General features: G+C 74.0%; 28 protein-coding genes and 1 riboswitch. Of the genes, 11 read left to right on the top strand and 17 right to left on the bottom strand.

The window, feature by feature from the left end; translation table 11 throughout:
* Positions 1-22: 22 nt before the first annotated feature.
* On the bottom strand, positions 23-1108 hold the full coding sequence (locus ACI799_RS02180; RefSeq protein ID WP_456612302.1) for a ScyD/ScyE family protein: 1086 nt from the start codon (positions 1106-1108) through the stop codon (positions 23-25).
* A 463-nt stretch (positions 1109-1571) separates the two neighbouring features.
* Positions 1572-1728: riboswitch (cyclic di-AMP (ydaO/yuaA leader) on the top strand.
* A 14-nt stretch (positions 1729-1742) separates the two neighbouring features.
* Between ACI799_RS02180 and ACI799_RS02185 the strand changes: the two genes are divergently transcribed.
* On the top strand, positions 1743-2264 hold the full coding sequence (locus ACI799_RS02185; RefSeq protein WP_456612303.1) for a C40 family peptidase: 522 nt from the start codon (positions 1743-1745) through the stop codon (positions 2262-2264).
* 51 nt (positions 2265-2315) lie between these two features.
* Here ACI799_RS02185 and ACI799_RS02190 read toward each other — a convergent pair whose 3' ends face one another.
* On the bottom strand, positions 2316-2798 hold the full coding sequence (locus tag ACI799_RS02190) for a hemerythrin domain-containing protein (protein ID WP_456588539.1): 483 nt from the start codon (positions 2796-2798) through the stop codon (positions 2316-2318).
* Complete coding sequence (locus ACI799_RS02195) at positions 2795-3733, bottom strand: Rieske 2Fe-2S domain-containing protein (RefSeq protein WP_456612304.1); 939 nt, start codon at positions 3731-3733, stop codon at positions 2795-2797. The genes ACI799_RS02190 and ACI799_RS02195 overlap by 4 nt, the downstream gene beginning before the upstream one ends.
* 108 nt (positions 3734-3841) lie before the next feature.
* Here ACI799_RS02195 and ACI799_RS02200 point away from each other — a divergent pair, with 108 nt between their 5' ends.
* Positions 3842-4741, top strand: coding sequence for an SMP-30/gluconolactonase/LRE family protein (locus ACI799_RS02200; RefSeq protein WP_456588537.1), 900 nt, complete (start codon positions 3842-3844; stop codon positions 4739-4741).
* Between the two features lie 99 nt (positions 4742-4840).
* Here the strand turns inward: ACI799_RS02200 and ACI799_RS02205 are convergent, their stop codons facing one another.
* On the bottom strand, positions 4841-5854 hold the full coding sequence (locus tag ACI799_RS02205) for a diguanylate cyclase domain-containing protein (RefSeq protein WP_456612305.1): 1014 nt from the start codon (positions 5852-5854) through the stop codon (positions 4841-4843).
* 174 nt (positions 5855-6028) lie between these two features.
* On the opposite strand from ACI799_RS02205, the gene ACI799_RS02210 reads away from it, so the two are divergent.
* Positions 6029-7255: a transglycosylase domain-containing protein gene (locus tag ACI799_RS02210; protein WP_456612306.1), complete on the top strand. Its 1227-nt coding sequence runs from the start codon at positions 6029-6031 to the stop codon at positions 7253-7255.
* An 11-nt stretch (positions 7256-7266) separates the two neighbouring features.
* Here ACI799_RS02210 and ACI799_RS02215 read toward each other — a convergent pair whose 3' ends face one another.
* From ACI799_RS02215 to ACI799_RS02245, 7 genes are all read right to left on the bottom strand, one after another.
* Complete coding sequence (locus ACI799_RS02215) at positions 7267-7728, bottom strand: NUDIX domain-containing protein (protein ID WP_456612307.1); 462 nt, start codon at positions 7726-7728, stop codon at positions 7267-7269.
* Between the two features lie 60 nt (positions 7729-7788).
* Positions 7789-8619: an ABC transporter ATP-binding protein gene (locus ACI799_RS02220; protein ID WP_456612308.1), complete on the bottom strand. Its 831-nt coding sequence runs from the start codon at positions 8617-8619 to the stop codon at positions 7789-7791.
* Positions 8616-9662: a FecCD family ABC transporter permease gene (locus ACI799_RS02225; protein ID WP_456612309.1), complete on the bottom strand. Its 1047-nt coding sequence runs from the start codon at positions 9660-9662 to the stop codon at positions 8616-8618. The genes ACI799_RS02220 and ACI799_RS02225 overlap by 4 nt, the downstream gene beginning before the upstream one ends.
* A complete protein-coding gene (locus tag ACI799_RS02230; protein ID WP_456612310.1) occupies positions 9659-10702 on the bottom strand; it encodes a FecCD family ABC transporter permease in 1044 nt (347 codons plus the stop codon). The genes ACI799_RS02225 and ACI799_RS02230 overlap by 4 nt, the downstream gene beginning before the upstream one ends.
* The gene (locus tag ACI799_RS02235; RefSeq protein ID WP_456612311.1) at positions 10699-11721 is read right to left on the bottom strand and encodes an iron-siderophore ABC transporter substrate-binding protein; all 1023 of its coding nucleotides are present in this window, start codon (positions 11719-11721) and stop codon (positions 10699-10701) included. Before ACI799_RS02235 ends, ACI799_RS02230 begins: the two co-directional genes overlap by 4 nt.
* A gap of 125 nt (positions 11722-11846) precedes the next feature.
* Positions 11847-12644, bottom strand: a complete 798-nt coding sequence (locus ACI799_RS02240) for a helix-turn-helix domain-containing protein (RefSeq protein WP_456612312.1) — start codon at positions 12642-12644, stop codon at positions 11847-11849.
* A gap of 189 nt (positions 12645-12833) precedes the next feature.
* The gene (locus ACI799_RS02245) at positions 12834-13001 is read right to left on the bottom strand and encodes a hypothetical protein (RefSeq protein WP_456588528.1); all 168 of its coding nucleotides are present in this window, start codon (positions 12999-13001) and stop codon (positions 12834-12836) included.
* Positions 13002-13197: 196 nt separating this feature from the next.
* Here ACI799_RS02245 and ACI799_RS02250 point away from each other — a divergent pair, with 196 nt between their 5' ends.
* The gene (locus ACI799_RS02250; RefSeq protein WP_456612442.1) at positions 13198-14448 is read left to right on the top strand and encodes an ADP-ribosylglycohydrolase family protein; all 1251 of its coding nucleotides are present in this window, start codon (positions 13198-13200) and stop codon (positions 14446-14448) included.
* On the opposite strand, the gene ACI799_RS02255 is transcribed toward ACI799_RS02250, so the two are convergent.
* Positions 14429-16114 (bottom strand): CocE/NonD family hydrolase, encoded by a 1686-nt coding sequence (locus ACI799_RS02255; protein ID WP_456612313.1) that lies wholly within the window; start codon positions 16112-16114, stop codon positions 14429-14431. The genes ACI799_RS02250 and ACI799_RS02255 overlap by 20 nt on opposite strands.
* 268 nt (positions 16115-16382) lie before the next feature.
* Between ACI799_RS02255 and ACI799_RS02260 the strand changes: the two genes are divergently transcribed.
* The 3 genes from ACI799_RS02260 (at position 16383) to ACI799_RS02270 (ending at position 18995) form a co-directional block, all read left to right on the top strand.
* On the top strand, positions 16383-17042 hold the full coding sequence (locus ACI799_RS02260) for a type IV toxin-antitoxin system AbiEi family antitoxin (protein WP_456612314.1): 660 nt from the start codon (positions 16383-16385) through the stop codon (positions 17040-17042).
* 52 nt (positions 17043-17094) lie between these two features.
* Complete coding sequence (locus ACI799_RS02265) at positions 17095-17805, top strand: hypothetical protein (protein WP_456596683.1); 711 nt, start codon at positions 17095-17097, stop codon at positions 17803-17805.
* A gap of 149 nt (positions 17806-17954) precedes the next feature.
* A complete protein-coding gene (locus ACI799_RS02270; RefSeq protein WP_456612315.1) occupies positions 17955-18995 on the top strand; it encodes an NAD(P)-dependent alcohol dehydrogenase in 1041 nt (346 codons plus the stop codon).
* Positions 18996-19112: 117 nt separating this feature from the next.
* Here the strand turns inward: ACI799_RS02270 and ACI799_RS02275 are convergent, their stop codons facing one another.
* Positions 19113-20090 (bottom strand): 2-hydroxyacid dehydrogenase, encoded by a 978-nt coding sequence (locus ACI799_RS02275; protein WP_456612316.1) that lies wholly within the window; start codon positions 20088-20090, stop codon positions 19113-19115.
* A gap of 111 nt (positions 20091-20201) precedes the next feature.
* Here ACI799_RS02275 and ACI799_RS02280 point away from each other — a divergent pair, with 111 nt between their 5' ends.
* Positions 20202-20333 carry a hypothetical protein gene (locus ACI799_RS02280; protein WP_456612317.1) on the top strand — a complete coding sequence of 44 codons (132 nt, stop codon included), beginning with the start codon at positions 20202-20204 and terminating at the stop codon, positions 20331-20333.
* A gap of 32 nt (positions 20334-20365) precedes the next feature.
* Here ACI799_RS02280 and ACI799_RS02285 read toward each other — a convergent pair whose 3' ends face one another.
* Positions 20366-21367, bottom strand: a complete 1002-nt coding sequence (locus ACI799_RS02285) for a DUF3048 domain-containing protein (RefSeq protein ID WP_456612318.1) — start codon at positions 21365-21367, stop codon at positions 20366-20368.
* A gap of 10 nt (positions 21368-21377) precedes the next feature.
* Between ACI799_RS02285 and ACI799_RS02290 the strand changes: the two genes are divergently transcribed.
* Positions 21378-21560 carry a hypothetical protein gene (locus ACI799_RS02290; protein ID WP_456612319.1) on the top strand — a complete coding sequence of 61 codons (183 nt, stop codon included), beginning with the start codon at positions 21378-21380 and terminating at the stop codon, positions 21558-21560.
* Positions 21561-21622: 62 nt separating this feature from the next.
* Here the strand turns inward: ACI799_RS02290 and ACI799_RS02295 are convergent, their stop codons facing one another.
* Positions 21623-21817 (bottom strand): hypothetical protein, encoded by a 195-nt coding sequence (locus ACI799_RS02295; protein ID WP_456612320.1) that lies wholly within the window; start codon positions 21815-21817, stop codon positions 21623-21625.
* A 44-nt stretch (positions 21818-21861) separates the two neighbouring features.
* On the bottom strand, positions 21862-22266 hold the full coding sequence (locus ACI799_RS02300) for a hypothetical protein (protein ID WP_456612321.1): 405 nt from the start codon (positions 22264-22266) through the stop codon (positions 21862-21864).
* Between the two features lie 165 nt (positions 22267-22431).
* Here ACI799_RS02300 and ACI799_RS02305 point away from each other — a divergent pair, with 165 nt between their 5' ends.
* Both ACI799_RS02305 and ACI799_RS02310 read left to right on the top strand, forming a co-directional pair.
* Positions 22432-23214, top strand: coding sequence for a thioesterase family protein (locus ACI799_RS02305; RefSeq protein WP_456612322.1), 783 nt, complete (start codon positions 22432-22434; stop codon positions 23212-23214).
* Positions 23215-23301: 87 nt separating this feature from the next.
* Positions 23302-24717: an ADP-ribosylglycohydrolase family protein gene (locus ACI799_RS02310; RefSeq protein WP_456612323.1), complete on the top strand. Its 1416-nt coding sequence runs from the start codon at positions 23302-23304 to the stop codon at positions 24715-24717.
* 293 nt (positions 24718-25010) lie between these two features.
* Here the strand turns inward: ACI799_RS02310 and ACI799_RS02315 are convergent, their stop codons facing one another.
* Positions 25011-26147 (bottom strand): DUF475 domain-containing protein, encoded by a 1137-nt coding sequence (locus ACI799_RS02315; protein ID WP_456612324.1) that lies wholly within the window; start codon positions 26145-26147, stop codon positions 25011-25013.
* Positions 26148-26218 lie beyond the last annotated feature (71 nt).

Raw genomic sequence — 26218 nt, forward strand, 5'->3', positions numbered from 1 at the left:
ACCGCCGTCCTCGCAGGATCGATCAGGGCTGCAGGCCCGTGAACGCACCCGAGCCGGTGCGCTGCACCTCACCGGCGCCGGGCATGCCCAGGAAGCCGGCCACGCTCCACGCCGAGGCGTACAGGTGCCCGTGCGTCCACTCCAGCCCGGTCGGCATGGTCACCTGCGCGGTGGCCCGCTCGCCGGAGGGCGAGATGCGGGTGACCTCACCGATCGTGGAGGGGTCGAAGTCCTCCGCCGGCGGGCCCTCGGGGAAGCCCTCGAGGACGTTGGACGCGTAGACGGTGCCGTGCGGGTCGACGGCGACGCCGGTGACCCCCGTCAGTCCACCGATCACGTCGACGACCTCGCCGTGCCGGTCCAGCACGTAGACCCGCGCCGCACCGGGCGCCTCGGCGCCCAGCGTGCCGACGTAGATGAGGCCGTTCGGGCCCTCGGCGATCTCGGTCGGGACCGAGTCGCACCCCACGGTGCCGGGGTTGTTCTCGGCCTCCGCGCACTCGGGGGTGTCGGTGACCGTCGGCGGCACGAAGAACGTGCTGATCTTCCCGCTGCGCAGGTCGATGGAGAGGACGGCGTTGGCGCCGGCGTCGCTGACCAGCAGCCGGTTGGGCTGGGCGAGCACCGCGAACGGGTTGGACAGCGTCTCGATCGGCACCTGCTCGCCGTCGACCTCCATGAACTGCTGCTGGCCGTCGGGGTTGTGGTCCAGCTCGTACTGGAGGAGGTCCCACGTGCGCAGGATCTGGCCGTCCGGCTTGGCCTCGACGACCACCTGGCTGGGTGTGCCGGGCGGCACGGGGGGAGCCCCCTCCTCCGCCGGCGGGGCTTCGCCCACCGCGACGAAGAGGCCGCCGTACTTGTAGTCGACACCCTGCGCGTTGCCCAGGCCGCTGAGCAGCGTCCGGACCCGCCCGTCGCGCAGGTCCACCGAGGACACCTCGCCGGAGTCGGCCTCGGCCACCACGAGCTGGTGGCCCTTGAACTCGCTGAGCTGACGCGGTCCGTCCAGCCCCGCCGCCACGGTGACGATGTCGTCCTCGCCGCCGTCCGCCAGTGCCGTCGCCGGGGACACCGCCACCAGCGCCAGCGCCGCGGCCGCTCCCACGGCCGCCCTCCCTGCCTTCATCCTGCTCCCCTTGCCTCGAGATCCCCCGTGGAACGTCCGGGAAACTGCCAGGCGTCTGCCACCGGGAAGTGAACCGTCGACGTCCGGTTCTCCCGCTCCCTGTGCGTCGTTGCTAGGTGTAGTCACTCCATCGACGGCGCCCCGGGAGGCTCCGGATCAGCCCTGTACGCGGCGGACACGGCGGAGCGCACAGCGTGCGGACCCGCCGCGACGGAGGAAGTAAGCGTGCGCTGACGATCGGTGACCGGCGAGGCCGCGCCTCGCGCCGTCGTCCGCGCGTCCACGGTGGTCGACGCGCGAGTCGCCCGGGCCCGCCCCCGTGGTCGACACGCCGCTCGCGGGCCGGTCCCCCGCGTGTCGGCCGGTGGGTAGGTGGACGGATCCCGACCTAGCGTCGTCGCGGTCCGGACGGGATCCCGTCGTCACCGCTCCCGGTGACACCCGTCCGGCACCGCCGAACCGGGCGTCGGATCCGACCGCCGCCCGGACCGGGGACCCACCGCAGCACTGGGGTGAAGCGTGGCCGCGAGCCGGTCAAGCCGGGCGAGTTCCCCGCCCGAACCCGTCAGCTAACCCGGTAGGCGGTCGATGGAGAACAGGAGAACCGTCGTCCATGACGACCACGCGCACGTCCACCACCCGCCGCTCCGTCCGCGGCGCGGCGCTCGCCCTCTTCACCGGAGCGGGCATCGCTCTCACCCCGTTCGCCGCCACCGCCTCCACCGGTGACGGGGGTGGCGGCGGTACGACGACCGTCGTCACCACGCCCGTCGTGGCGCCCACCCACGCCGCGCAGGTCGCCGTCGACACGGCCCTGGCGCAGCAGGGCAAGCCCTACGTCTGGGGCGGTACCGGCCCCGGCGGCTACGACTGCTCGGGCCTGACCTGGTCGGCCTACCAGGCCGCGGGCGTGGAGATCCCCCGGACCTCGCGGGCGCAGTCGACGGCGGGGGTCTTCGTGGACCGGGCCCACCTGCAGCCCGGCGACCTGATCTTCTTCTACGACCCGGTCGGTCACGTCGGCATGTACATCGGCGACGGGCTGATGGTGCACTCCTCCACCTACGGCAACCCGGTGGCGGTCGTGCCGGTGGACTCGATGTGGGGCTACAACACCGCGCGTCGCGTCGTCTGATCCGGCGCTCTCCCCGGTGCCCCGGCCGATGCGGCCGGGGCACCGGGGCGTTCACACCAGGCGCAGCGTCGCCCGCTTGAGCCGCACGATCAGCCGCATGCCGCCGGACTCCACCAGCTCCCGCTGCCGTGCGCGCAATTGCTCACCGAGCTGCTCGAGCCGCTCCTCGCCCAGGGCGTGCGCCTGGGGGAACATCCGCTGCTCCTCCTCCATCGTGTGGTGGCGCAGCGTCTTCTCCAGCATGCGCACCTCGGTGGTGAACTCCGGGTCGTCGGGTGCCGTGCGCATCACGGTGGCCAGCTGGTCGTCGATCTGCCGGTGCTCGGCGTGCGCGAGGGAGAGCAGCGGCGAGACGTCGACGACGGCCGGGTAGAACAGCTCGTCCTCGATCTGGGTGTGGATCTCCAGCTCCCGCAGCAGCCGGCCGCGCAGCTCCTCCCGCCGCTCGGTCTCCTCGCCGGTCGTCTCCGCCAGGTCGCGCAGCAGCCCGCGCAGCACGTCGTGGTGGGCGGTCAGAACCTCGTCGGCCTTCATCGGGATGCCTCCTGGACGGTGGTGATCGCGGTGGGCGTGCGCCAGTCGGCCCGGCGGCGCACCTCGACCCGGCCCTCGCGGACCCGCGTGTCGAAGCAGGGCAGCGGTGCGGTGGAGGGGCCCTGGGCCGGCTCACCGGTGGCCAGGTCGAACCGCGACCCGTGCCAGGGGCAGACCAGGTCGCCGCGGTGCAGCCAGCCCTCCCCGAGCGGCCCGCCCTGGTGGGGGCAGCGGCCACCGACGGCCTGCACGGCACCGCCGGTGGCGACGAGGACGACGGGCATGCCGTCGACGTCCACCGGCACCGGCTCGCCCTCGGGCAGGTCGGCCAGGGCGGCGGCGTCGGTGAAGCGCCGCGGTTCGTAGCTGCGGACGGCGTGGTCGGTACCCATCCCGTGCCGGTAGGAGAGCGCGCCACCGAGCCAGCCGCTGGCGACGGTGACCGCGTAGCCCGCGGCGGCGGTGACGCGCGCGCGGGCGGCCCGGCCGCGGGCCCGATCGGCCAGCGACCAGGTGTAGAGCGCGAGCGCGGCACTGTTCAGCCCGGCGTGCACCAGCCCGACGCGGCGGGCCTGGTCGTGGGCGTGCTGCCAGTCGGTCAGCCCGGTGGCCGCCGCGGCCACCGCGCCGGCGACGCCGACCCGCACCGCGGTGCGGGCCGCCGCCCCGGAGCCCGGCCCGCCGCGGCCCGTGGCGTCCAAGGCGTCGAGGGCCAGGGCCGCCGTCCACGACCCGATCGGCACGGTGACCAGGGCGGGGTGCAGCGGGTGGCCGAGCCAGACACCGTGCAGCAGGTCCTGCAGCGGCCGGGCATAGCGCCCGGCGAGCAGGAAGGTCAGCGAGATGCCGTGCTCGACCGGGTAGCTGGGGGCGTCGAGGACCTCCCAGCGCTCGACCGCCCGCAGGGTCCGCTCGAACACCCCCCGCACAATCACCGGCGCACTCTCCGTCGACGCATTCTTCGCATCTGCCCAGGTGGGGAGCGGTGAAACAGCGCGGGACCGGCTCGTGCGCCGCGCCGCGGCGTCGTAGCGTCCGGTGCCATGGCGACGCGAGAGTTCCGGACGGTGCTGGAGGGCGGTTCCTACTTCGAGGGGCCGCGGTGGCGCGACGGGCAGTGGTGGGTCTCGGACTTTTACCGGCGCACCGTCAGCCGGGTCTCGCCCGGCGGCGGGGAGAACGTCGTCCTCGAGGTGGAGAACCAGCCCTCGGGCCTGGGCTGGCTGCCCGACGGCTCGTTGCTCGTGGTGTCGATGAAGGACCACCGGCTGCTCCGGGTCGCCGACGGCGAGGTGTCCACGCACGCCGACCTCTCCGCGGTCTGCGGCGGGCACCTCAACGACATGGTGGTCGACGCCGCCGGCCGGGCGTTCGTCGGCGACTTCGGCTTCGACCTCATGGGCGGTGGCGCGCCCGCCCCGGCGTCGGTGAAGCGGGTCGACCCCGACGGCACGGTGACCGTGGTGGCCGAGGACCTGCGCTTCCCGAACGGCTCGGTGATCACCCCGGACGGCGGCACGCTGGTCGTCGGCGAGACGTGGGGCAACCGCTTCACGGCGTTCGACATCGCCGCCGACGGCTCGCTGGGCGGCCGCCGGGTGTGGGCGGAGCTCGGCCCGATGCCGGTGGGCGACTCGGTCGAGGAGCTCATCGGGCAGGTGGTGGTCGCCCCCGACGGGTGCACGCTCGACGCCGAGGGGCACGTCTGGGTCGCCGACGGGCTGAACTCCCGGGTGGTCCGGGTGGCGGCCGGCGGCGCGATCGTCGAGGAGATCGCCGCACCGGACGGCATGGGCGTCTACGCCTGCGCGCTGGGTGGGGACGACGGCCGCACGCTGCTGCTGTGCTGCGCACCGGACTTCTACGAGCACACGCGGGCACCGGTGCGCGAGGCGGTGCTGGTGTCGACGGAGGTCGCCGTCCCGCACGCCGGCCTGCCGTGAGCCCGATGTTGATCAGGTGACCTGATCGTTAGGGGTCCTGGCTCAGCGTCGACAGTGAGCCAGGACCACCGCAGGTGAGCCAGGACGCCGTGCCGGGGCTCACCAGGCCCGCGGCGTGCCCCGTCGGATCGCGCCGTCGACCGCCGGACCGGTGCCCTCGAAGAGCTCGGCCCGGCCGCGGCCGAGGACCTTCGCGTCGTAGAGGGCGCGGTCGGCACTGCGCATCAGCTGGGAGGCGCTCTCGCCGAACGAGTAGCCGGCCACCCCGCAGGAGAGGGAGATGTCGGGGTGCAACGCGCAGATGCGCCGCACGAGGGCGAGCGCCGTCGTGGCGCGGACGCCGGGCAGCAGCAGCGAGAACTCGTCGCCCCCGTGCCGGGCGAGCACCGCCCCGGCCGGCAGCTGCGCCCGCCAGACGTCGGCGACCCGGCACAGCACGCGGTCACCGGCCTCGTGGCCGTAGGTGTCGTTGACCGACTTGAAGTGGTCGACGTCGAGCAGCGCCGCCGACAGCGGCTCGCGGGTGCGGCCGGCCTCCGACAGCAGCTCGTCGAGCGCTTCGTCGAAGCCGCGCCGGTTGCGCAGACCGGTCAGGGGGTCGCGGCTGGCGCCCGAGGCGCGGATGACCAGCCGCCGGATGACGACGCCGAGGCCGACGAGCACGACGTCCAGGCCCAGCGCGGTGGTGAGCGGCACGCCACCGGAGACCTGCAGGGACGCGGTGACGGCGGCTACCGCGAGAGCCTGGTGCGCCCACGCCTGGCGCCCGGTGAAGAACAGGTGCGCGTCGACGACGACGAAGCTGATGAGCGTGGCGGCGGCCAGCGCGGTGACCGGGTCGGGGCTGGCCACGACGGCCGTGGCGATGAGGACGTCCGCGGCACCCACCGCCACGTCGAAGACCCTGCGCGGCCACCGGGCGCCCCACCGGGCGACGACGACCGCCGCTGCCAGCGCGGTGAGCGAGAGCGCGAGCAGGACCGAGCGGAGGGCACCCGGCTGGGCCCCGGATGCGATGAGCAACCCGGCGGCGCCGCCGAAGCCGTAGAAGATGGCCAGCGTCTGCGCCATGACGCGCAGCGTCGCCACCTCGGGCGCTCCTGACCGGCTCACCTGGAGAACGTCGGCCGTTCCGCGCCCGACCTTGAGGCCCCGCCAGGGGTGACCCGCCTCGCACCGACTCGCCCGTCCGGTCGCTCCGGGGGCTCGGGACGCCGGACGTCGACGGGGCTCACAGGAAACCTCCCTAGGATGACGGTTCGACGCCGACCTGAGGAGCACCGCCTCATGGCCCCCGTCCCGCCGGACCGCCGCACCACCCGCTGGCTCCGCCGCCGGCCCACCGAGCCGCTGCCGCAGCCGGAGCCCGCCCGGCGTCCCCGGTTCGACCGTCCACCGCCGGTGGGCAACGACTGGTACGGCGCTCCGCCGCCGGCCGGTGGCCCGCCGCGGTACGAGCAGCGTCCGTACGGACAGCCTCCCTACGAGCAGCCTCCCTACGGGCAGCCGCCGTACGGGCAGCCTCCCTACGGGCAGCCGCCGTACGGACCGCCGCAGTACGGGCCGCCGCCGCGCCCGTGGCCCGGGGAGGAGCCGCGGCGTGCCTACCCGACGGCCCGGCCGGAGGGCCCCTTCCCGCCCGCGCCCGAGCGTCCGCTCCCGCCGCCGCGCGGCCGCCGGGGTCGCCGGGACCGCCCTCCGCGGCGTCGCCGGGGGCTGGTCCGTCGCGTCGTCCGCGTGCTGGCCGTGGTCGGCGTCGTCCAGGCGCTGGTGGTGCTCTCGCTGCGCTGGGTGGACCCGCCCACGACGGCCTTCATGGTGGCCAACCCCGACGGCGCGATCCAGCAGTCGGTGCCGGTCGAGCACGTCTCCCGGAACTTCCTCGCCGCGGTCATCGCGCACGAGGACGCGCAGCTCCCCTACCGCTCGGGCGCCTTCGAGTGGGACGCGCTGTGGAGCCGGGCGACGGCCCACCTCTCCGGAGAGGACGACCCCTCGGGTTCCACGATCCCGCAGCAGATGGCCAAGAACCTGTTCCTCAACCAGGAGCTCAGCGCCTGGCGCAAGGGGGTCGAGGCCCTCCTGGCCGTCGAGCTGGCCGCGTTCGTCGACGACCGCCGGATGCTCGAGCTGTACGTCAACTACGCCCAGTTCGGGCCGACGATCTACGGCGTCTGCGCCGCCGGCTGGTACTACTTCGACTCCCCGCCGGCGGAGCTGACCGCCGCGGAGGCGGTGCAGCTGGTCGGCCTGCTCCCCTCCCCCGGGCACGTGCAGCGGGCACCCGGCGGCGGCATGGACTTCCAGGTGGACGACGGCCTGGGCTGGCTCTCCCGCTCGCACGTGGTGAACGCCCAGAACCGGGTGCCCGCGCACCTCGAGCGGCTCGGCTTCCAGCCGGTCGAGGACGTCGGCATCGAGGGGCTGGCCTCGGACCAGGAGCCCTCGGCCGATGACTGCTCGACACCCCCGCAGGAGGTCACCGAGCTGATCGCCGCCGAGGGCACCGGCTGACCCACCGCCGGTCAGCCGGTGAGGTGCGCGTCCAGCCGGTCCAGGAAGGGCAGCTGGCCGCGGACGATCCTCACCCGCGCGGTGGCGAGGTCGAACCAGGCGGCGCGGTCGATCTCCGGGAACTCCTGCACCCGGCCCGACCGCGGCGGCCACTCGAGCTCGAAGGTGTTGCTGGTGATCGCCCCGGCGTCGAGGTCGCCCTCGCCGGCCCAGACGGCGAGCAGCTTGCGGCCGCGCACCTCGCCGAGCGGGTGCAGCACCGCCGCGGGCACCCGGCAGCCCAGCTCCTCGGCGAACTCCCGGCGCGCCGCGGCCTCGGCGTCCTCGGCCGGGTCGTGCTCGCCCTTGGGGATCGACCAGGCGCCGTCGTCCTTCCGCGCCCAGAACGGTCCGCCCATGTGGCCGAGCAGCACCTCGACCGCCTCGCCGGTGCGGCGGTACAGGAGGACGCCGGAGCTGCGGACGGGAGGCACCCGGTCAGCGTGGCACCGGGGCCGGGTGGCCCCGCCCCCGGGGCAGGACCGCCGCAGCGGCTACCGCTGAGCGGCCAGCACCTCGGCGCCCGCGAGGTCGTGGTGCCGGCCGCGGGGCAGCATCAGCGGCTTCCCGGACACCGGGTCGGTCACGATCAGGCTGGCCATCCCGAACACCGCCTGCACCGTCTCCGGGGTGAGCACCTCCTCCGCGGTCCCGGCCGCGTGCACCCGCCCTCCGGCCAGGGCGACCAGGTGGTCGGCGTAGCGCGCCGCGAGGTTGAGGTCGTGGAGCACCATGACGATCGTCGTGCCGCGGGCCCGGTTGAGGTCGGTGAGCAGGTCGAGGACGTCGACCTGGTGGCTCACGTCCAGGAACGTCGTCGGTTCGTCGAGCAGCAGCACGTCGGTGCGCTGCGCGAGCGCCATGGCGATCCACGCCCGCTGCCGCTGGCCGCCGGACAGCTCGTCCACCGGCCGGTCGGCGAGTTCGACGGTCTGGGTGGCCTCCAGCGCCGCGGCGACGGCCTCGTCGTCCTCCCGGCTCCAGCGGGACAGCAGCCGCTGGTGCGGGTGCCGCCCGCGGCCCACCAGGTCGGCCACCGTGATGCCCTCGGGGGCGATCGGCGACTGAGGGAGCAGGCCGAGGATGCGGGCCAGCTCCTTGGCCGGCATCCGGTGCACCGCCTTGCCGTCGAGCAGCACCTGCCCGCCGCGCGGGCTGAGCAGCCGCGACATCGAGCGCAGCAGCGTGGACTTCCCGCACGCGTTCGCGCCGACGATGGCGGTGATCCGGCCGGGCGGGATCGCCAGGTCCAGCGCGTCGATCACGGCGTCGTCGGTGTAGCCGAGGGTCAGCCCCTCGGCGACGAGCCTCCGGTCGCGGGTCACAGGCCGCCTCCCGTGCGGTTGGTGCGGACGATCAGGTAGATGAGGTAGGGCGCGCCCAGCACCCCGGTTACGACGCCGACCGGGAAGCGGGTGCCCAGGGCGAACTGGCCGACGAGGTCGGCGACGAGCACGAGCAGCGCCCCTACCAGCGCGGCGGGGACGAGCAGCGAGCCGTGCGGCCCCACGATGCGGGCGGCGATCGGACCGGCGAGGAACGACACGAAGGCGATCGGGCCGCACGCGGCGGTGGCGAAGGCCAGCAGGCCGACCGCGGCGACGATCACGACGACGCGGGTGCGGTCGACCCGGACACCCAGTGCGGAGGCGGTGTCGTCGCCGAGTTGCAGCGCCGAGAGCTGGCGGGTGCACGTCAGCAGCAGCGGGCCGAGCACCAGGAGCGCGATCAGGGCGGGGACGGTCGCCGCCCAGGTCGTGCCGTTGAGGCTGCCGGTGAGCCAGCGCAGCGCCTCGGCGAAGTCCCAGGCCCCGGCCTCGGACAGCACCCAGGCGGTGAGGCTGCGCGACATGGCGGCGACCCCGATCCCGATCAGGATCAGCCGGGTGCCGACGACGCCGTCCTTGAACGCCAACCCGTAGATCGCCAGCGCCACGCCGAGGGCGGCGACGATGGCGGTGACCGAGACGGCGGTGCCGCTCCAGCCGAGGACCACGATGGCAAAGGCGGCCGCGGCGCTGGCGCCGGAGGTGATGCCGATGACGTCGGGGCTGGCCAGCGGGTTGCGCAGCATCGTCTGGAAGGTGACCCCGGCCAGGCCGAAGGCGAGCCCCGCGACGACGGCGAGGACGGCGCGGGGCAGCCGCAGCCGGCCGACGGTGAACGAGGCGCCCGGCACGTCCTGGCCGAGCACGACCCGGAGCACGTCACCCGGCGGGTAGAAGGTGCGCCCGACCATCAGCGTGATGGCGAACCCGACGACCACCAGCACGGCGAGCACCGCGATGACGGTGCGCCGGCGGGCGGCGCGGCGGACCCGGCCGCGGGCGACGGCGTCGACGGTGGCCGGCGCGACGACGGCGGTCACAGCTCGCGCACCTTCTGCCGGCGGACGATCCAGATGAAGAACGGGGCGCCGATCAGCGCGGTCAGGATGCCGACGTCGAGCTCGCCGGGGCGGGCGACGACGCGGCCGACCACGTCGGCAGCGGTGAGCAGGGCCGCCCCGGTGAGGGCGGAGAACGGCAGCAGCCACCGGTGGTCGATGCCGACCAGCAGCCGGCACAGGTGCGGGACGACGAGCCCCACGAACGCGATCGGCCCGGCGACGGCGGTGGCGGCGCCGCAGAGCAGCACCGAGCCGAGCGCGGCCACGCCCCGGGCGAGCGCGACGCGCTCGCCGAGGCCGGCGGCGAGGTCGTCGCCCAGCGCGAGGGAGTTGAGACTGCGGGCCGAGAGCAGGCTGATCGCCAGACCGACGACGAGGAACGGCAGCACGGTGCCGATCCGGTCGAAGGTGGCGCCGCCGACGCCGCCGATCTCCCAGGACTGGACGCTCTCGGCGATGTCGCCGCGCGGCAGGGCGATCGCGGTGACGAACGAGGTGAGCGCGGCCGCGGTCGCCGCGCCGGCCAGGGCCAGCTTCAGCGGCGTGGGCCCGCCGCGGCCGAGGGAGCCGACGGCGTAGACGAAGACGGCCGCGACGGCGGCGCCGGCGATCGCCGTCCAGACGATCGCGGTCTCGGAGAAGAGGCCGAACCAGGCGAACCCGACGACGACGGCGAGCGAGGCGCCCATGTTGATGCCCAGGACGCCGGGGTCGGCGAGCGGGTTGCGGGTGACGCCCTGCATGACCGCGCCGGCCAGCCCGAGCGCCGCGCCGACGACGACGGCGAGGAGGGTGCGCGGGATCCGCTTCGTGACGGCGGCCTCGGCGATGGTCTCGGAGGAGCCGCCGAGGGCGGCGAGGATGTCGGCCCACCCGACGCCGCGGGAGCCGATCGCGACGGAGGCGGCCATCAGCGCCACGAGGACGCCGATGACCACCAGGAGCCAGAGCAGCCGGACCGGCCCCGGGCGCCGCGCGAGGGCGGCGTCCGGGGCCGGGACGGTGTCGACCGGGATCACTGCGCCTTGTCAGCTGCCTCGGCGAGCATCGCGACGTAGTCCTCCAGCACCCAGGAGATGGCCAGCGGCGTCGGGTTGGCCGCGGTGCCCAGCGGGGTGTTGGGCAGCAGCACGATGGCGTTGTTGCGCACGGCGGGCATCTGCGACAGCAGCGGGTCGGCCTCGAGCGCGTCGACCAGCGCCTGGTCGCCGTAGGTGACGATCAGCTCGACGTCGTCGAGGGTGTCGATCCGCTCGGCGCTGATCGAGCCGGAGAACTGCTCCGGGTCGGTGGAGGCCGCGGCGATGCTCTCGGGGGTGCTCAGCCCGAGGTCCTCGAAGAAGGCCGCCCGGGTGTCGTGCGGGGTGTAGAAGCTGACCTCGCTGAGGTCGGTGGTGTCCACGTGGGTCATGAACATCGTCGCCGTGCCCGCCAGCCCGGGGTGCTCGGCGGCGGCGTCGGCGATCTGCTGCTCGAGGTCGGCGACGAGCTCCTCGCCGTCGGCGGCCATGCCCATGCCGGCGGCGTTGATCTCGATCATCTCCTGCCACGGCGTCGCCCAGGCCGCCTCGGGGTAGGCGACGACCGGCGCGATCTCGCTGAGGGTCTCGTAGTCCTCCTGCGTGAGGCCCGAGTAGCCGGCGAGGATGACGTCGGGGTTCGTGTCGGCGACGGCCTCGAAGTCGATGCCGTCGGTCTCGTCGAACAGCACCGGGGTCTCGGCGCCGAGCTCGGTGAGCTTCTCCTCAACCCAGGGCAGCAGGCCGTCGCCGTCGTCGTCACCGAAGTTGGCGGCCGCCATCCCGACCGGGACGACGCCGAGGGCCAGCGGCACCTCGTGGTTGGCCCACTGGACGGTGGCCACCCGCTCGGGCTTCTCGGTGATCCTCGTGGTGCCGAGGGCGTGCTCGATGGTGATCGGCGCGAACTCCTCCGCGGACCCGGTGGTCTCCCCCGCCTCCGACGAGGAGCAGGCGCTGAGCCCGACGGTGAGCAGGGCGGCCGCGGAGGCGGCGGCCAGGTGGGATGCGCGGGTCATGATGTCCTTCCGGGCGCGCCACGGCGGCGCGGTGATCAACTAAGGATTGCCTAACCGAAGTCTGAGTGACCGTCCGGCCGGAGACAATCCCTCGATCAGGACACCCGATGTCGCGAATCGGACACCTACTGGGCGCGGAACCGCCCGGGGCTCATGCCGGTGACGCGGCGGAAGGCGGCGCCGAACGCGCTCACCGACCGGAAGCCGACGCGGCCGGCGATCTGCTCGATCTCCGCGCCGTGGGCCAGCATCGTGATGGCGTGCTGCGCGCGGGCGGCGGCGACCCACTGGCCGAAGCCGAGCCCCGTCTCGCTGCGGAAGGCGCGGGTGATGGTGCGGGTGCTGACGCCCAGGCGGGCGGCCCAGCCGGCGAGGGTGGTGTCGTCGGCGGGGTCGGTGCGCAACGTGTCGACGATGGGCGCGAGCAGCCTGGACGACGGCACGCGCAGCAGCAGCTCCCGCGGTGCGGGGCGGAGGACGTCGAGCACCATCGCCTCGGTCGTGGCGCGGGAGCCGGCGTCGAGGTCGGGGGCGTCGAGCCGGTCGAGCAGCAGCCGCAGCAGCGGGGTGATCTCCACGGCGACGGGCTGGTCGGCCAGCCGGGGCGCGTCGTCGACGCAGAAGTGCACCGCGCGCATCCAGGTGCCGGCGGGCGCCCAGCCGGTGTGGCGGGTGCCCGCGGGCAGCCAGAGCCCGTGCGCGGGGGTGATGGTCCACAGCCGGGAGTCGACGGTCACCGACGACGCGCCCCGGCTGTTCCAGAGCAGCTCGTGCGTCGGGTGCGAGTGCTCCTCCCACCAGGTGTCGGAGGAGAGCGCCGCCGACCAGCCGAGGGCGACGAACGGGACGTCGATCGACCCGGCCTCGTAGACCGGGAGGCTGATCCGCTCGACGGCCCGCGGCGCGAGCCCGGTGGCGGTCATCGGCTCGCGCCCCCGGCCGGGGCTGCGGGCTGGTCGACGATCACGTGCACGGCTCCCGGGGGTCTCAGCGCTCCTGCGTGACGGGAATCGTCGCAGAAGCCGCCGAGCGGGCGCCGGTGGCCGGCCCCGGCCCGGACGGCGGGCGTCGCCGTCCGGGCGGGGTGGTGCGGGCGGGCGGCGCCCGGTGGCTCAGCGCTCCCGGATGCCCTCGTCCGGCCGGGGCCGGTGCACCGGGCGCGGCCCGGCGGCGGGCTCCAGCCGCTGGGTGATCTCGAGCTCACCCGTCTCCGGGGCGGCGTGCCGACCGATGCGGGGCATCTTGAACTCGGCCGTCTCGTCCAGCAGGTGCTTGCTCACGTCGCCGTCCTTCCGTGGAGGTTTCGCCCAGCGTACGGAGCAGAACGGGCCCGCCACGGCACCCGCGGGAAAAGCCCAGGTCGGCTGTTGCGTCCGGGACGACTGTGACGAACGGGCGCCCGGCCCGGCCCGTGCGCGACTCCGCGGGAGATGCTGGGGACCGATTCCGCCGTCCCGAGGAGTGCCCGTGCCGTCCATGCACCGCAGCCACCGCGTCATGGGCGCGCTCGTCGGCTCGGCGGTCGGTGACGCGCTCGGGGCGCCGTTCGCCGGCGGCCCGCCGGGGCAGTTCTCGGCCCGCTTCCCGGAGCCGGCGCGGGGCTCGCGGACGGAGATGTGCGGCGGCCCTGACGACCGCGCGCCGGGCGAGGTCACCGACCGCACGCAGCGGGCGCTGCTGGTCGGCCGGTCGCTGCTGGAGCACGGCGGCCTGGACGCAGCCGACCAGGCTGCGGCCGGCGACGGCTCGCTGGCGCCGGCGGTACCGGTGGCGATCTGGTGCGCGCGGTCCGGAGCGGCGGCCTCCGCGGACACCGTGCGGCGACTTCCGGCGGCCGGCGAGGGCGGCGTGGTGCTCGCCGAGCTGCTCCGGGTGGCGCCGGACGGCGGCGACCCGCTGGCGGCGGTCCCCGCCGCGCTGTCGCTGGTGGCCGACGAGCAGCGGTGGGCGGCCGTGCTGGCGCCGGGCTGGACACCGGATCAGGCCGGCGGGCCGGACGGCGCGGTGGAGCCGGTGCTCGGTGCGGCGGTGTGGGCACTGCGGCGCGGGCGGTCCTTCGCCGAGGTGCTGCGGCTGGGGGTCGACCTCGGCGGGGACACCGGCACGGTGGCCTGCGTCGCCGGGGCGCTGGCCGGTGCGGTGTTCGGCATGGGCGGCATCCCGATGCGCTGGGCCTCGGCGGTGCACGGCCGGGTGCCCGGCTCCGGCGAGCGGGTGGGGCCGGCCGACCTGCAGGAGCTGGCGACGCTGCTCGACGGCAAGCCGTGGGTGCCCAACGACCCGGGCGTGATCCCGCGGATCGGCCCGGCGGAGGTGCTGCCGGGCATCTGGGCGGGGAACCTCGCCGGCGCCCGGTCCAGCGAGCGCGACTTCGCCGTGATCTCGCTGTGCAAGCTGGGCGAGCCGTTCGGGCACCCGGTGCACCGCGTCGCCCACCTCGCCGACACCGAGCACAACCCCGGGCTCGACGCCGTGCTGGCCGACGTCCTCGACGACATGGCCGCACTCCACGCCGAGGGGCACCGGCTGCTCGTGCACTGCCACGGCGGGGCGTCGCGGACCGGGCTGGTGCTGCGCGGCTGGCTGGTGCGGGAGAAGGGGATGTCTGTCGAGGAGGCGACGGCGCACGTCGCCGAGCGCTGGCCGCACCTGGGGCTGTGGAACGAGAGCTTCACCGCCGCGCTGCGGCGCCTCGCCACCGAGCGGGTCAGCCCGCCGGCAGGGTGATCGACGACGGCGCCGCGCCGCCGTGGCAGATCCGGTGGGTCACCGGCACCCCGCGGGTGCCCTCGCCTGGCGACTCGCCGGTGCCCAGGTTCCGGGCGTAGCGCGGGTGGGCGCCACCGGAGACCTGCAGCCGGATGCGGTGCCCCGCGCGGAAGCGGTGCGCCACGTCGGGCAGCGTCGTCTCCACCACCCGCTCCCCCGCCACCGGCTCCTCGCCCGGCGCGGGGTCCAGCCGCACCAGCCGGTCGGTGACGTTGACCGACGCACCGTCCGGGCCGACGTCGCACAGCCGCAGGAAGACGTCGGCGTACGGGTTGTCGGACTCGTGGAACAGCCGGATGCGGGCGCCGCCGAGCAGCTCGACCGGTTGCCGCAGCGGCGCGGTGCTGAAGGTGCGGACGTCGTCGCGCGCCTCCAGCTCGCGGTTGTCCCGCTGGCCGGCGCTGGCGGCGAGCACCCGCCCGCCGACCGAGGGGGTGGGGTCCATCGGGTCGTAGGTGAAGGTGGTGGGCTCGTGGGGTGCGGTGGAGGCGTCGTCGTCCAGCCGCCCGCCGGGGGCGAGGTACCAGGCGCGGTCGGTGGTGGCCGGCGGCCAGTCGGGCATGGTCCGCCAGGTGCGGGCGCCGGTGACGTGCACCCGGACGCGGCCCGGCCGCTGCGGAACGGGCGCTGCGCCGTCGACGGGCAGGTGGGTGGCGAGCCAGGCGAGGCTCTCCGGCGTCGTCACGGCGGCGTCGATGGTGAGGTGCGCCCACGGGCCGAGGGTGAGGCCGACGTCGACGCCGCGGTCGCGCAGGACGGCGTACTGGTACAGCGTCTGCTCGACGAACCAGTCCTGCCAGCCGCCGATGAGCAGGGTCGGGACGGTGCTCGAGTGGACGGCCGGGGTGGCGCGGTAGCGGTCCCAGTAGGAGTCGGCGAGGTCGGGGTGGGCGAGCCACTCGTCGAACCACGGGGCCGGGGCGCCGCCGAACCGCTCGGCCAGGCCCTGCAACGGGAGCTCGCCGAGGTGCGGGGCGAGCCGCCGCTCGGCCGTCATCAGCCGGTACAGCCCGCGCACGAAGCTCACCCGCTCCTGGTGGGCGACGAGCTCGGTCCAGATGGCGAGGTTGGTGAGCTGGAAGGCGCCGTCGACCATGCCGGCCTGGGCGAGGTCGTGCGGGCCGATGTGCAGCACCATCGCCTCGAGCTCGGGCGGCGGGTCGAGCGCGAGGGCCCACTGGGTGTAGCCGAGGTAGCTGGGCCCGAGGGTGGCGAGCCGGCCGTCGAACCAGGGCTGCTCGCGCAACCAGGCGACGGTGTCCCGCCCGTCGTTCTCCTCGTTGACGACCGGGCTGAACTCGCCGCCGGAGCCGAAGGTGCCGCGCACGCTCTGCACCACCACCGCGTAGCCGCGCTCGGCGTACGGCACGGTCATCGCGAAGGCGAAGCCGAGGCCGCGGCCGTAGGGCGAGCGCAGCAGCACGGTCGGGTGCGGGCCGGCCGACGCCGGCAGGTAGACGTCGGCCCGCAGGATGGTGCCGTCGCGCATCGGGACGTCGACGCCGCGCAGCACCCGCACCTCGTGGGTGGCCGGGGGCAGCTGCCACCGCCGGCTCAGCGCTGCGGCGGCCATACGGGCCGGCCGCGGGAGCGGCGTGGGGAGCGTGCGGTCGGTCCAGGGCACGAGAGTCTCCAGTTCGGGTGGGCGGCGATCCGGGACCCTAGCCGCGGGCTCAGCCCGCGAAGGGCGCGGCCCGAGGGCAAGGCGTTGCTCACGGTCGAGCCGGCACCGGAGCCGTCGTCTCACTCTTCGTCGCGCGGGTGGCGGCGCAAGACGCCAAAGGAGCGGATGAGGGCGCGCGGTCGCCTGGCGAAGCACTCCACGAGTCGACGGGGCCGTGATTCAGCTTGACCGATAGCGTCGTTGTGACGACATTGTCCGTATGCCCCTGATGACAACTGAACAGGCCGCCGACCGGATGGGCGTGTCCGTCCGGCACGTGCAGCGCCTGGTTGCCGGGGGTAACCTGCTCGCGATCGGCACCGACCGCGTCGACGCGGACTCCGTGGCCCAGTGGATGGCGCAGCGTCAGGGCAGCCGGGTGCGCGCCTGGGAGGAGCCGACGGCCTGGGCTGCCGTGGCACTTCTGGAGGGCAGTCCGGCGCCGTGGATCGGGCAGGCACAGCGGTCGCGTCTCCGGTCCGCGTTGGCCGCAGCGGCCGTCACCGAGCTCGCCGCCCGAACCCGCAACCGGGCGACGGTGCACCGCTACCGGGCCCACCCGCAGGCGCTGAAGCGCGTGGCCCGTGAGGTCGTCGCCTCGGGCGCTGCCGGGGGCATTGGCGGGCTCAGTGCGGCTCCCGACCGGTGCGACGGGTACGTCGAGGAGTCCGCCGCGGAGCGCCTCGTCCAGCGCTTCCGACTGGACGCCGACCCGTCGGGCAGCGTCACGCTGCGGGCGACCCGCATGCCGATCGACGTCGTCGAGGAGCTGGCACACGGACCGCGACAGGTGCTGGCCGCGCTGGACCTGGCCGGTTCCACCGATCCCCGGGAGCGCTCGACCGGCCACCGCATCCTCGACCGCGCCCTCGGACAGCTGCGTGACTGAGGTACTCCGGCCACCGCCGCCGGCCGGCGGATGGGCGCCACCGTGGCCTGATGTGGCCGAGCTGGCCGCAGTGGTGCCGGCCGAAGTGTGGACGCTCATCGGCGGGCTGATGGTGCAGCTGCACGGCGCGGTCGCGGGCCTGCCGGTCGTGCGGCCGACCAACGACGTCGACGTCCTGCTGCACGTGGAGACCGGGCAGGGCCGCCCCGCCCAGGTGGCCCACTCCCTCGAGGAGCTCGGATACCGGCTGGCCCCGAGCATCGACCCCCGCGTGGGCACCGCGCACCGCTTCGTGCGGGACGGCGCCATCATCGACCTAGTCACGTCGGGGAGTTCTCGCTCCATCGTCGACGTGGTCGCCGCCGACCACGCCCCGCCCCGGTCACTGGAACGGTTCCGCGGCTACGACCTGGTACGGGTGGCCGGAGGCACGCAGGCTCTCCGGCGCACCGTGCTCGCCGAGCTGCGGATCACCGGCGTGACCGCGACGACCATCAGCGTGCCCGACGCCTTCGGCGCGCTGATCCTCAAGGCGGCAGCGCACCTCACGGACACGCGCGACCGCGACCGGCACCTGGCCGACGCCGCCGTCCTGCTCGCGTGCGTCGACCCGTTCCAGGAGCGCAGCGCCTCGGGTAGCGACCGGAAGCGGCTGCTCCACCTGCAGCGGCACCTGGCGGATCCGACGGCGGCGCCATGGCTGCTCCTCCCCGAGGACGCTCGCCGCAACGGACAGGTGGCGCTGGACCTGCTGTGCTCTTGAGCCCGACGGAATCGTCGCCATCGCCTCGCGGCGCCGTCGGTGCGTGCCAGGGCCTTCCGCCTCTGACCGCCGGGACCTGACGGCCTGCCGATCGCCGCGGCGAGGCCCTAGCGTCCGGAGGGACGTCGTCCCGGCAACGGAGGAGCAGCATGCGCGCGGTGCAGTACCGGACCATCGGTGGCCAGCCCGAGGTGGTCGACGTCCCCACTCCGGAGCCTGGCCCGGGGCAGGTGCGGCTGCGGGTCACCGCCGCGGGGCTGTGCCACTCCGATGCGTTCGTCATGAGCCTGCCGGCCGAGCAGTACATCTACGGGCTGCCGCTCACACTGGGACACGAGGGCGCGGGCGTCGTCGACGCGCTGGGCGAGGGCGCCACCGGCGTCGAGGTGGGCGAGCCGGTCGCCGTCTACGGACCGTGGGGCTGCGGGCTGTGCCATGCCTGCGCGCGCGGTGCGGAGAACTACTGCCCGCGGGCCGCGGAGCTGGGCATCCAGCCGCCGGGGCTGGGCTCCCCCGGCGCGCTGGCCGAGTACATGATCGTGGACGACGTCCGACACCTGGTGCCGCTCGGCGAACTCGACCCGGTGGCCACCGTGTCGCTGACCGACGCGGGGCTGACTCCGTACCATGCGATCGTCTCGTCGCTGGGTGCACTGCCCGCCGGGAGCACCGCCGTGGTGATCGGCGCCGGCGGGCTCGGGCACGTGGGCATCCAGATCCTGCGGGCGATCACCGGCGCCACCGTGATCGCGCTAGACATCAGCGAGCAGAAGCTGAAGCTCGCGCGCGAGGTGGGTGCCCACCGCGCGCTGCCGTCGGACGAGTCGGCGGTCGCGGAGATCCGGAAGCTGACCCGCGGGGTGGGCGCCCAGGTGGTGTTCGACATGGTCGGGGCGCCGCCGACCCTGGAGATCGCCCGGCAGTCGGTGGCGCTGGACGGCGTCATCCAGATCGTCGGGATCGGCGGCGGGCTGCTGCCGACCGGCTTCTTCTCGACGCCGATGGGTGCCTCGGTGCGCGCGCCGTACTGGGGCACGCGACCGGAGCTCATGGAGGTGCTCGACCTGGCACGGGCCGGGGCGATCCACGTCGAGGTGGAGCGATTCACGCTCGACCAGGCGCCGGAGGCCTACCGGAGGCTGCACGAGGGCACGATCCGCGGCCGCGCCGTCGTCGTCCCCGGCGACTGACCGCCGGCCGAGGGCGGCCACGCCCGCTGCCGCCCGGGGGGCGCTCGTGCACGGGCACGGGCACGTCCATGCCCGCCGCCGGCCTGCCCCTACGGCGACGCCGTCCCGGGCCGCACGTCACCCACCCGCCCCGGCGACGGGCGTGCGCGGCTCCTCCCCGGCCAGCACCGCGCGGACGTTGTCGACGGCGAGCCTGCCCATGGCGTCACGGGTCGCCAGCCCGGCGCTGGCGATGTGCGGCAGGAGCACCACGTTCTCCAGCGAGCGGAGCCCCGGGTGCACCTGCGGCTCGTTCTCGTAGACGTCGAGACCGGCCGCGGCGATGACGCCGTTCTCCAGTGCGTGGACGAGTGCGGCCTCGTCCACGACGGGCCCGCGGGCGGTGTTGACGAGGATGGCGGTCGGCTTCATGGTCGCCAGCTTCTCCGCGTCGATGAGGTGGTGGGTGGCCGGCGTGAGCGGGCAGTGCAGTGACACGACGTCGCTCTCGGAGAGCACGCGCCGCAGGTCGGCGGGCTCGACGCCGTACGCCGCCGCCTCGTCGCTCGACGCGCGGCTGCCCGTGGCGAGGATCCGCATGCCGAAGGCCGCGGCGCGTCGGGCAACGGCCATGCCGATCCGGCCGAGGCCGACGATCCCCAGAGTGGCTCCACCACTGACATCGAGCCCGACGAAGGACTGCGGACCCCAGATCCAGTCGGCGCCCGTGCGCATGAACCGGTCGGCCTCGACGATCCGCCGCGACGTGGCGAGGACGAGCGCGAAGGCGCAGTCCGCGCTCGCCTCGTCGAGGACCCCCGGGGTGTTGGTGACCACCACGCCGCGGGCGTGGGCCGCGGCGACGTCGACGTTGTCGTAGCCGACGGCGACGTTCGCGACGATCCGCAGGCCGGGTCCGGCGGCGTCGAGGACCTCGCCGTCCACCCGGTCGGTCAGCAGGGTGATGAGCGCGGAGACGCCCCGCACCGCGGAGAGCAGCTGCTCGCGCGAGGGAGGCCGGTCGGGGTCGTCGTGCACCACCAGCGGCACACCGAGATCGTCGGCCGCGGCCATGGCGGCAGGCGTCAACCGGCGGCTGAGATAGACGTGCCCCATCACCGGCCGCCGCGGAAGGGCTGGACCCGGCGGGTGCCCGTGGGGACCTCCGCGTCGAGTGCGTCGGTCACGTCGTCGGCAGCTGTGGGAGGCACGGGGTCGGTCTACTACATGGCGACGGCCGACGGGCGCCTACGGACTCGTCCACGCGGGGACCTGAAGGTCGCCGCGGCGCCGGAGGCCGACCGCAAGCTGCACGACGGCACGATCCGCGGTCGCGCCGTCGTCGTCCTCGGGGACTGACCGCTCGCTCCCCCGGATCGCCGGCTGCCCGCTCAGCCCGTGGCGACCGCTCCGGAGTTGGGCACCAGCTCGACCCAGGTGGTCCCGGGCGCCAGGGTCACGGGGTCGCCGTCCGCGTCGGTCAGCTCCACCCGGTTCCCGACGGCCGGCTTGGACCAGGTCGCCTCGACCGTGTGCCCGCCGGTGGCGGCGAGGGCCCGCCCGCTGCCGGTCAGGATCGTCTCCGGAACGGGGTTGCCGGCCGGATCGCGGGCTTCGGTCTGGACGACGTCGACGCGCAGGACGACGACGTTGGTGGCACGGATCCGCGCACCACCTGCCTCGACCGCCGGGGTGCTCCCCTCGGCCCGCAGCCAACGACCGTCCGCGGCGCTCCAGGCCCACCGGGGACTGCTGATTCCCGACAGCGTGAGGTCCAGCGTGGTCATCGGCTGCCCGGCGATGACGGCGGTGGGCTGCTCTCCCGTCGCGGCGTGGTCGAACTGGGCGCCGGGCGAGGCGCGGTGGTCGGCGTCGGCCTGGTCGAGGAGGGTCTGCGGCACCGCGTGGACGTTGTGCGGCGCCGAGCGGGTCGTCGTCCGGAAGAAGCCGTCGGCCCCGGAGTCCTGGCGGAGCACCTGCAGCCCGGCGTCCTCGGCGGCGTCGATGTAGGTCGGCACACCGCCGGAGAAGGCGAGCAGCCCGCCGAGCGGTGCGGCGATCGCGGGGTCCATCGGCCGGATCGACCGCACGGGGCCGATCTCGGGCGGAAGGGTGGAGTGGTAGACGGCGACGAACCGGGTGATGCCGCCCTCGACGACCTGCTCCCACACCATGTCCGCGGCGTTGAGCCCGGTTTGCGGGCGAGCGGCGACGGAGTTCTCGATCTTCACGGCGAGCGCCGGGCGGTCAGGGACCGTGTCGGCCGGCACGCCGGTCAGCGGCCAGGTGGGTCCGGACGGCGACGTGCCGGCGAGCACCGAGTCGAGGAACGGCAGGGCTGACACGTGCGGCTTGACCGCCGGCCACACGACGACGCCGGCGACCACCAGCACCGCGAGCAGCATGAGCCGGCCGGCGCGGCGAGAGCGCGGACGGTTCTTCGCCGTCTTCCGCTTCGCCGGCCCCGATCGCCTCCCGGAGCCGTTCGTGGGCCGGGAGCGCTTCGCAGACCCGCGGGCGGTCGTCGACCGGGGGCGGGGCCGTGGTGCGGTCGACCTGGGCACGGGGAGCTTCCTGAGTCGGTGACGGCTTGCCTCTTCTGTATCGGCACGGTCGACCGGACCCACGACCCCACGGGAGCGCCCGAGCTACTCCGCCCGGTCGGCGGAGGCGGACACGCACCGCTCGCACGAGACCTCGGTGGCGACGAACGACTCGGGCGCGGTGGCCCGGCGACAGGTGCGGCACCAGCGGAAGGACCGACGCCGGTGCGAGGCGATGTCCTCGGCGACCTGGCTGACGTACCAGGGGTCGTGCAGCAGTTCGTCCCGGGTGAACCGCACGCCGTCCGTCGCGAGGGGACCGGGGCGACGGTCAGCCGCCGAGGTCAGCGGACGGTCGAGCCGAACCACGGGCCCTGCACACCGACCGCAAGCTGTGCCGGCTCCCCGCTGACGAACCACCGCACGCCATCCGGCCCGTCCGCTGCGCCCTCCCGCCGCCATCCGGCGCCCAACGCCCGGACGAGCTCGACGTACTCAACGCCCAGGAGCGCGGCCAACTCCGCCTCAGCCGCGGTCGGGTCGGACTCGCGCCCCCACTCGCGGCCGCAGCTGCGGCAGGCGAACGCCGCCGGCCGGTCCGGCATGACGCAGCCACCGAGGACGACGTCCCCGTGCTCCGCCTGCTCGAAGAGGTCGAAGCCCGGCAGCCCGAAGACCAGCGGGATGGAGTCCTCCTTCCCACACTCCGGGCACACCCGCCCCGCCTGCACACCGAACGATCCGCCCATGCCACTCCCTGGTCCGCGCCGTCCCCGTGACGGCAGGGGCGGACCATGACAGGCACCACCGACAGCAACTGGCCGCCCGCGCAGGCATCCGCCGAAGTGCCACCCGATCGGGCGACGGCACGTCCGCCCGGTCGCCAGCTGACCACCTCGGCCAGACTGCCGGTCATGAAGTTCGAGGCCTTCTACCTGCCGCTGGGCGACAACCGGTTCGCGCCCACCCGGGCCACCGAGAGCCCGTGGGACCACAGCGCCCAGCACGGCGGACCGCCGTCCGCACTGCTGGCCCACCTGGCCGCCGACGCCGCCCGGGTGACGGGGGCGGGGCATCGCCCGGCGCGGATCAGCGTCGACTTCTTCGGCGCCATCCCCCGCCGAGAGCTCACCGTCGAGGTTTCGCCCGTCCGCCCGGGGCGGCGGATCGACCTGACCGAGGCCGTGATGACCGTGGAGGGCCGCACCGTCGCCGTCGCCCGCGTGTGGTCGCTCGCCGTCGGACCCACGCCGCCGGTGGTCACCGAGCTCAGCCCGCCACCCGCCGTCCCCGAGTCCTCGCCGCAGGTCCTGTTCGGTCTGCCTGACTGGGGCTTCGGGCAGGCCATCGACTGGCGCTACACCGCCGGGTCGCCGGAGGAGCCCGGGCCGGCCGACGTCTGGACCCGGGTGCGCGTCCCCCTGGTCGCCGGCCTGCCCCTCACCGGTCTCGACCGCGCGCTCATCGCCGCCGATGCGGCCAACGGCATCTCCGTGGAGCTGCCCATCGACAGTTGGTGGTCCATCCCGCCGGGCATGACCACGCACCTGACCCGCGAGCCGGACGGCGAATGGGTGCACCTGGCCTGCCGCACGCAGATCGCCGCCGACGGCATCGGGCTGTGCCACGGCGAGCTCTCCGACGTACGCGGCTCGATCGGCGAGGTCGCCCAGCCGCTGCTCGTGCAGGCCCGCTGACGAGGCACCATCTCTTCACCTGGCCATGCGGACGGGTCTGCCGGCCCGACTTCACCGCCCACCTCCACCGTCCCCCAGGAGGCCCACGTGACCCCGCGCATGCACCGCTCCCACCGCGTGGCCGGCGCGCTCGTCGGCTCCGCTGTCGGCGACGCCCTCGGCGCCCCGTTCGAGTTCGGCCCGCCCGAGCTCTTCTCGGCCCACTTTCCCTCCCCCGCCCGCGGATTAAAGACGGAGATGTGCGGCGGTGGCTCGCTGGGCTGGGAGCCGGGTGAGTTCACCGACGACACCCAGATGGCGCTGCTCGTGGCCACCTCGCTGGTGGAGCGGGACGGACTCGACGAGGCCGATGTCTTCGACCGGTTCCGCGCGTGGGCGAAGGCCGGACCGCCGGACATCGGCAACCAGACGCGCGCCGTCCTCGGCTCCGGCCGGCCCTGGGACATCGCCGCGGCCGAGCACTTCGCCCGGTCTGGGCACGCGGCGGGCAACGGCTCACTGATGCGGACGACGCCCGCGGCCATCCGGTTCTCCCGGGAGGGGCGCGAGGCGACCATGGACGCCGCCCGGCAAATTTCGGCGCTGACCCACGGCGACCCGTCGGCCGGCGAGGGCTGCGCGGTCTTCCACGAGCTGATGCGCGTGGCACTGGACGGCGGGGACCCGCTGGCGGCGATCCCGACGGCGCTGGAGGCGGTGCTGCCCGAGCACCGCGAGCGGTGGGCGGCGGTGCTGGCGCCGGACTGGACGCCTGACCAGGCCACCGAGTCGAACGGCGCCGTGTGGCCGACGCTCGGCCAGGCGATGTGGGCCCTGCGGCACGGGCGGGACTTCGCCCAGGTGTTGCGATTGGTCATCGACCTGGGTGGCGACACCGACACGGTCGCCTGCGTGGCCGGCGGACTGGCCGGGGCCGTGTATGGGATGGGCGGCATCCCGAGCCGATGGGCCTCGGTGCTACACGGGCGGGTGCCCGGCCACGGCGAGAAGGTATGGCGGCTGGCCGACCTGCAGCAGCTGGCAGCTGCGCTGGACGGCGGGGTGCAGCAGAACTACGACCCGGGCGTGATCCCGCGGATCGGCCCGACGGAGGTGCTGCCCGGCATCTGGGCCGGGAATCTGGACGGCGCCCGCTACAGCGACGAGGACTTCGCGGTCATCTCGCTATGCCGGCTCGGTGAGCCGTTTCCGCACCCGGTGCACCGGATGGCCTACATCGCCGACAACGACCACAACGCCGACCTCGACGTCATGCTCGCCGACGTCCTGGACGACATGGCGGCACTGCAGGAGGAGGGGCACCGCTTGCTGGTGCACTGCCACGGCGGCGCCTCCCGCACCGGGCTGGTGCTGCGTGGCTGGCTGGTCCGCGAGAAGGGGATGTCGGTCGAGGAGGCGACGGCGCACGTCGCCGAGCGCTGGCCGCACCTGGGCCTCTGGAACGACAGCTTCACCGCCGCGCTGGAGCGCCTCGCCACGCAATCCGACGAATGTCACCGATGACCGCCATGGACATCAACAAGGTAGGCCGGCGAGCGACCGAACAGGTTGTCGACTGGGACGACGCAACGCGAAACCTCACAGCGATTTAGGCCGCCTGCTGAGCTACGACTCAACCGCCTATGCCGAGCTGCGGCTAGCCACCGGGCCATGGACATTAACGGCAGCCCGACGCCAGCCCGAAGACAACGCGTCAGCCGGTCAGAATCGGAGTGACCGAATACACCGAGCGCCGCAGCCGTGGAAGGTCGGGACTTCCACGGCTGCGACGCAACGGGGTACCGCGGGACGAGCAGTTAGACGAGCACGCTCTCGGGCTCGTCTGTCTCCTGTCCGGAGGGGTCTACCGCACTCGCCTCTTCGCGACGGGTGGCGAAGACGCTGCCGATGATCGCAGCGATGATGACCAGGAGCCCAGAGAGGCCGGTGACGTACTCGCTGATGTGGAACCGAAGCTCCAGGAACATGATCGCGGCGAGGATGCCGATGGCCCACATCGCGCCGTGTTCCATGTACCTGTACTGGTTCAACGTGCCTCGGTCGACCATGAAGATGGTCAACGATCGGACCCAGAAGGCGCCGATACCAAGCCCGAGGGCGATGACGAGGATGTCGCTGCTGATTGCGAACGCACCGATGACACCGTCGAAGGAGAACGACGCGTCCAGGACCTCCAGGTACATGAACGCGGCGAATCCTGCACCGGCGACCGCCTTGGTGGCGTTCCCGGTCGCGTTGGTCACCGTCTCACTCGACTCGTCGTCGTCCTCGTCCGACTCCATGAGTTCGTTCAGCCCACCGATGAGGAGGTAGGTGAACAGACCCGCCAGGCCCGAGACGAGGACGGTGCCGTACTTCTCCGGGTCAGCGATCTGCGAGCCGGCGTAGATGGTCGCCAGCGCGATGATGACCGACAAGTAAGGCAACTTGCCGGCCTTGGCGAGCGGTCGCTCCAGCCACGTAAGCCAGTGGATCTCCCGCTCCTCATCGAAGATGAAGTTGAGGAAGATCATCAGCAGGAACGTGCCACCGAAGGTGTAGATCGCCTCGGCGGAATCTTCGACGTGCGCGGCGTAGGCGGCGGAGTCCGTCAGCGCAAGATTCCACACGTCCCCGATACCGAGGCTGGCGGTGATCGCGACGAGAAGGATGGGGAGGAGCAGTCGCATACCGAAGACGGCAATGAAGATGCCGACGTAGAGGAACAGCTTCCGCCACAGCGGACTCATCTTCGTCAGGACCTTCGCGTTGACGACCGCGTTGTCGAACGACAAGCAGACCTCGAGAACACCGAGGACGATGACCGACAGCAGCGCCGCCGGACCTCCGTACACGGCCCCGACGACGAGGGCTGTCGCTGTCAGGAAGATGGAGAAGCCGAAATAGCGAAGCATGTGTAGTCCCTTTCTGGCGGCGAACATGTCGTAGGCCACCGCGCGTAGTTCTGCTCCCGACGGAGGAAGGCGGCACAGCTGATGCCATGACCCTCTTCACAGGCCGGGTC

The organism is Blastococcus sp. SYSU DS0753, assembly GCF_054051175.1.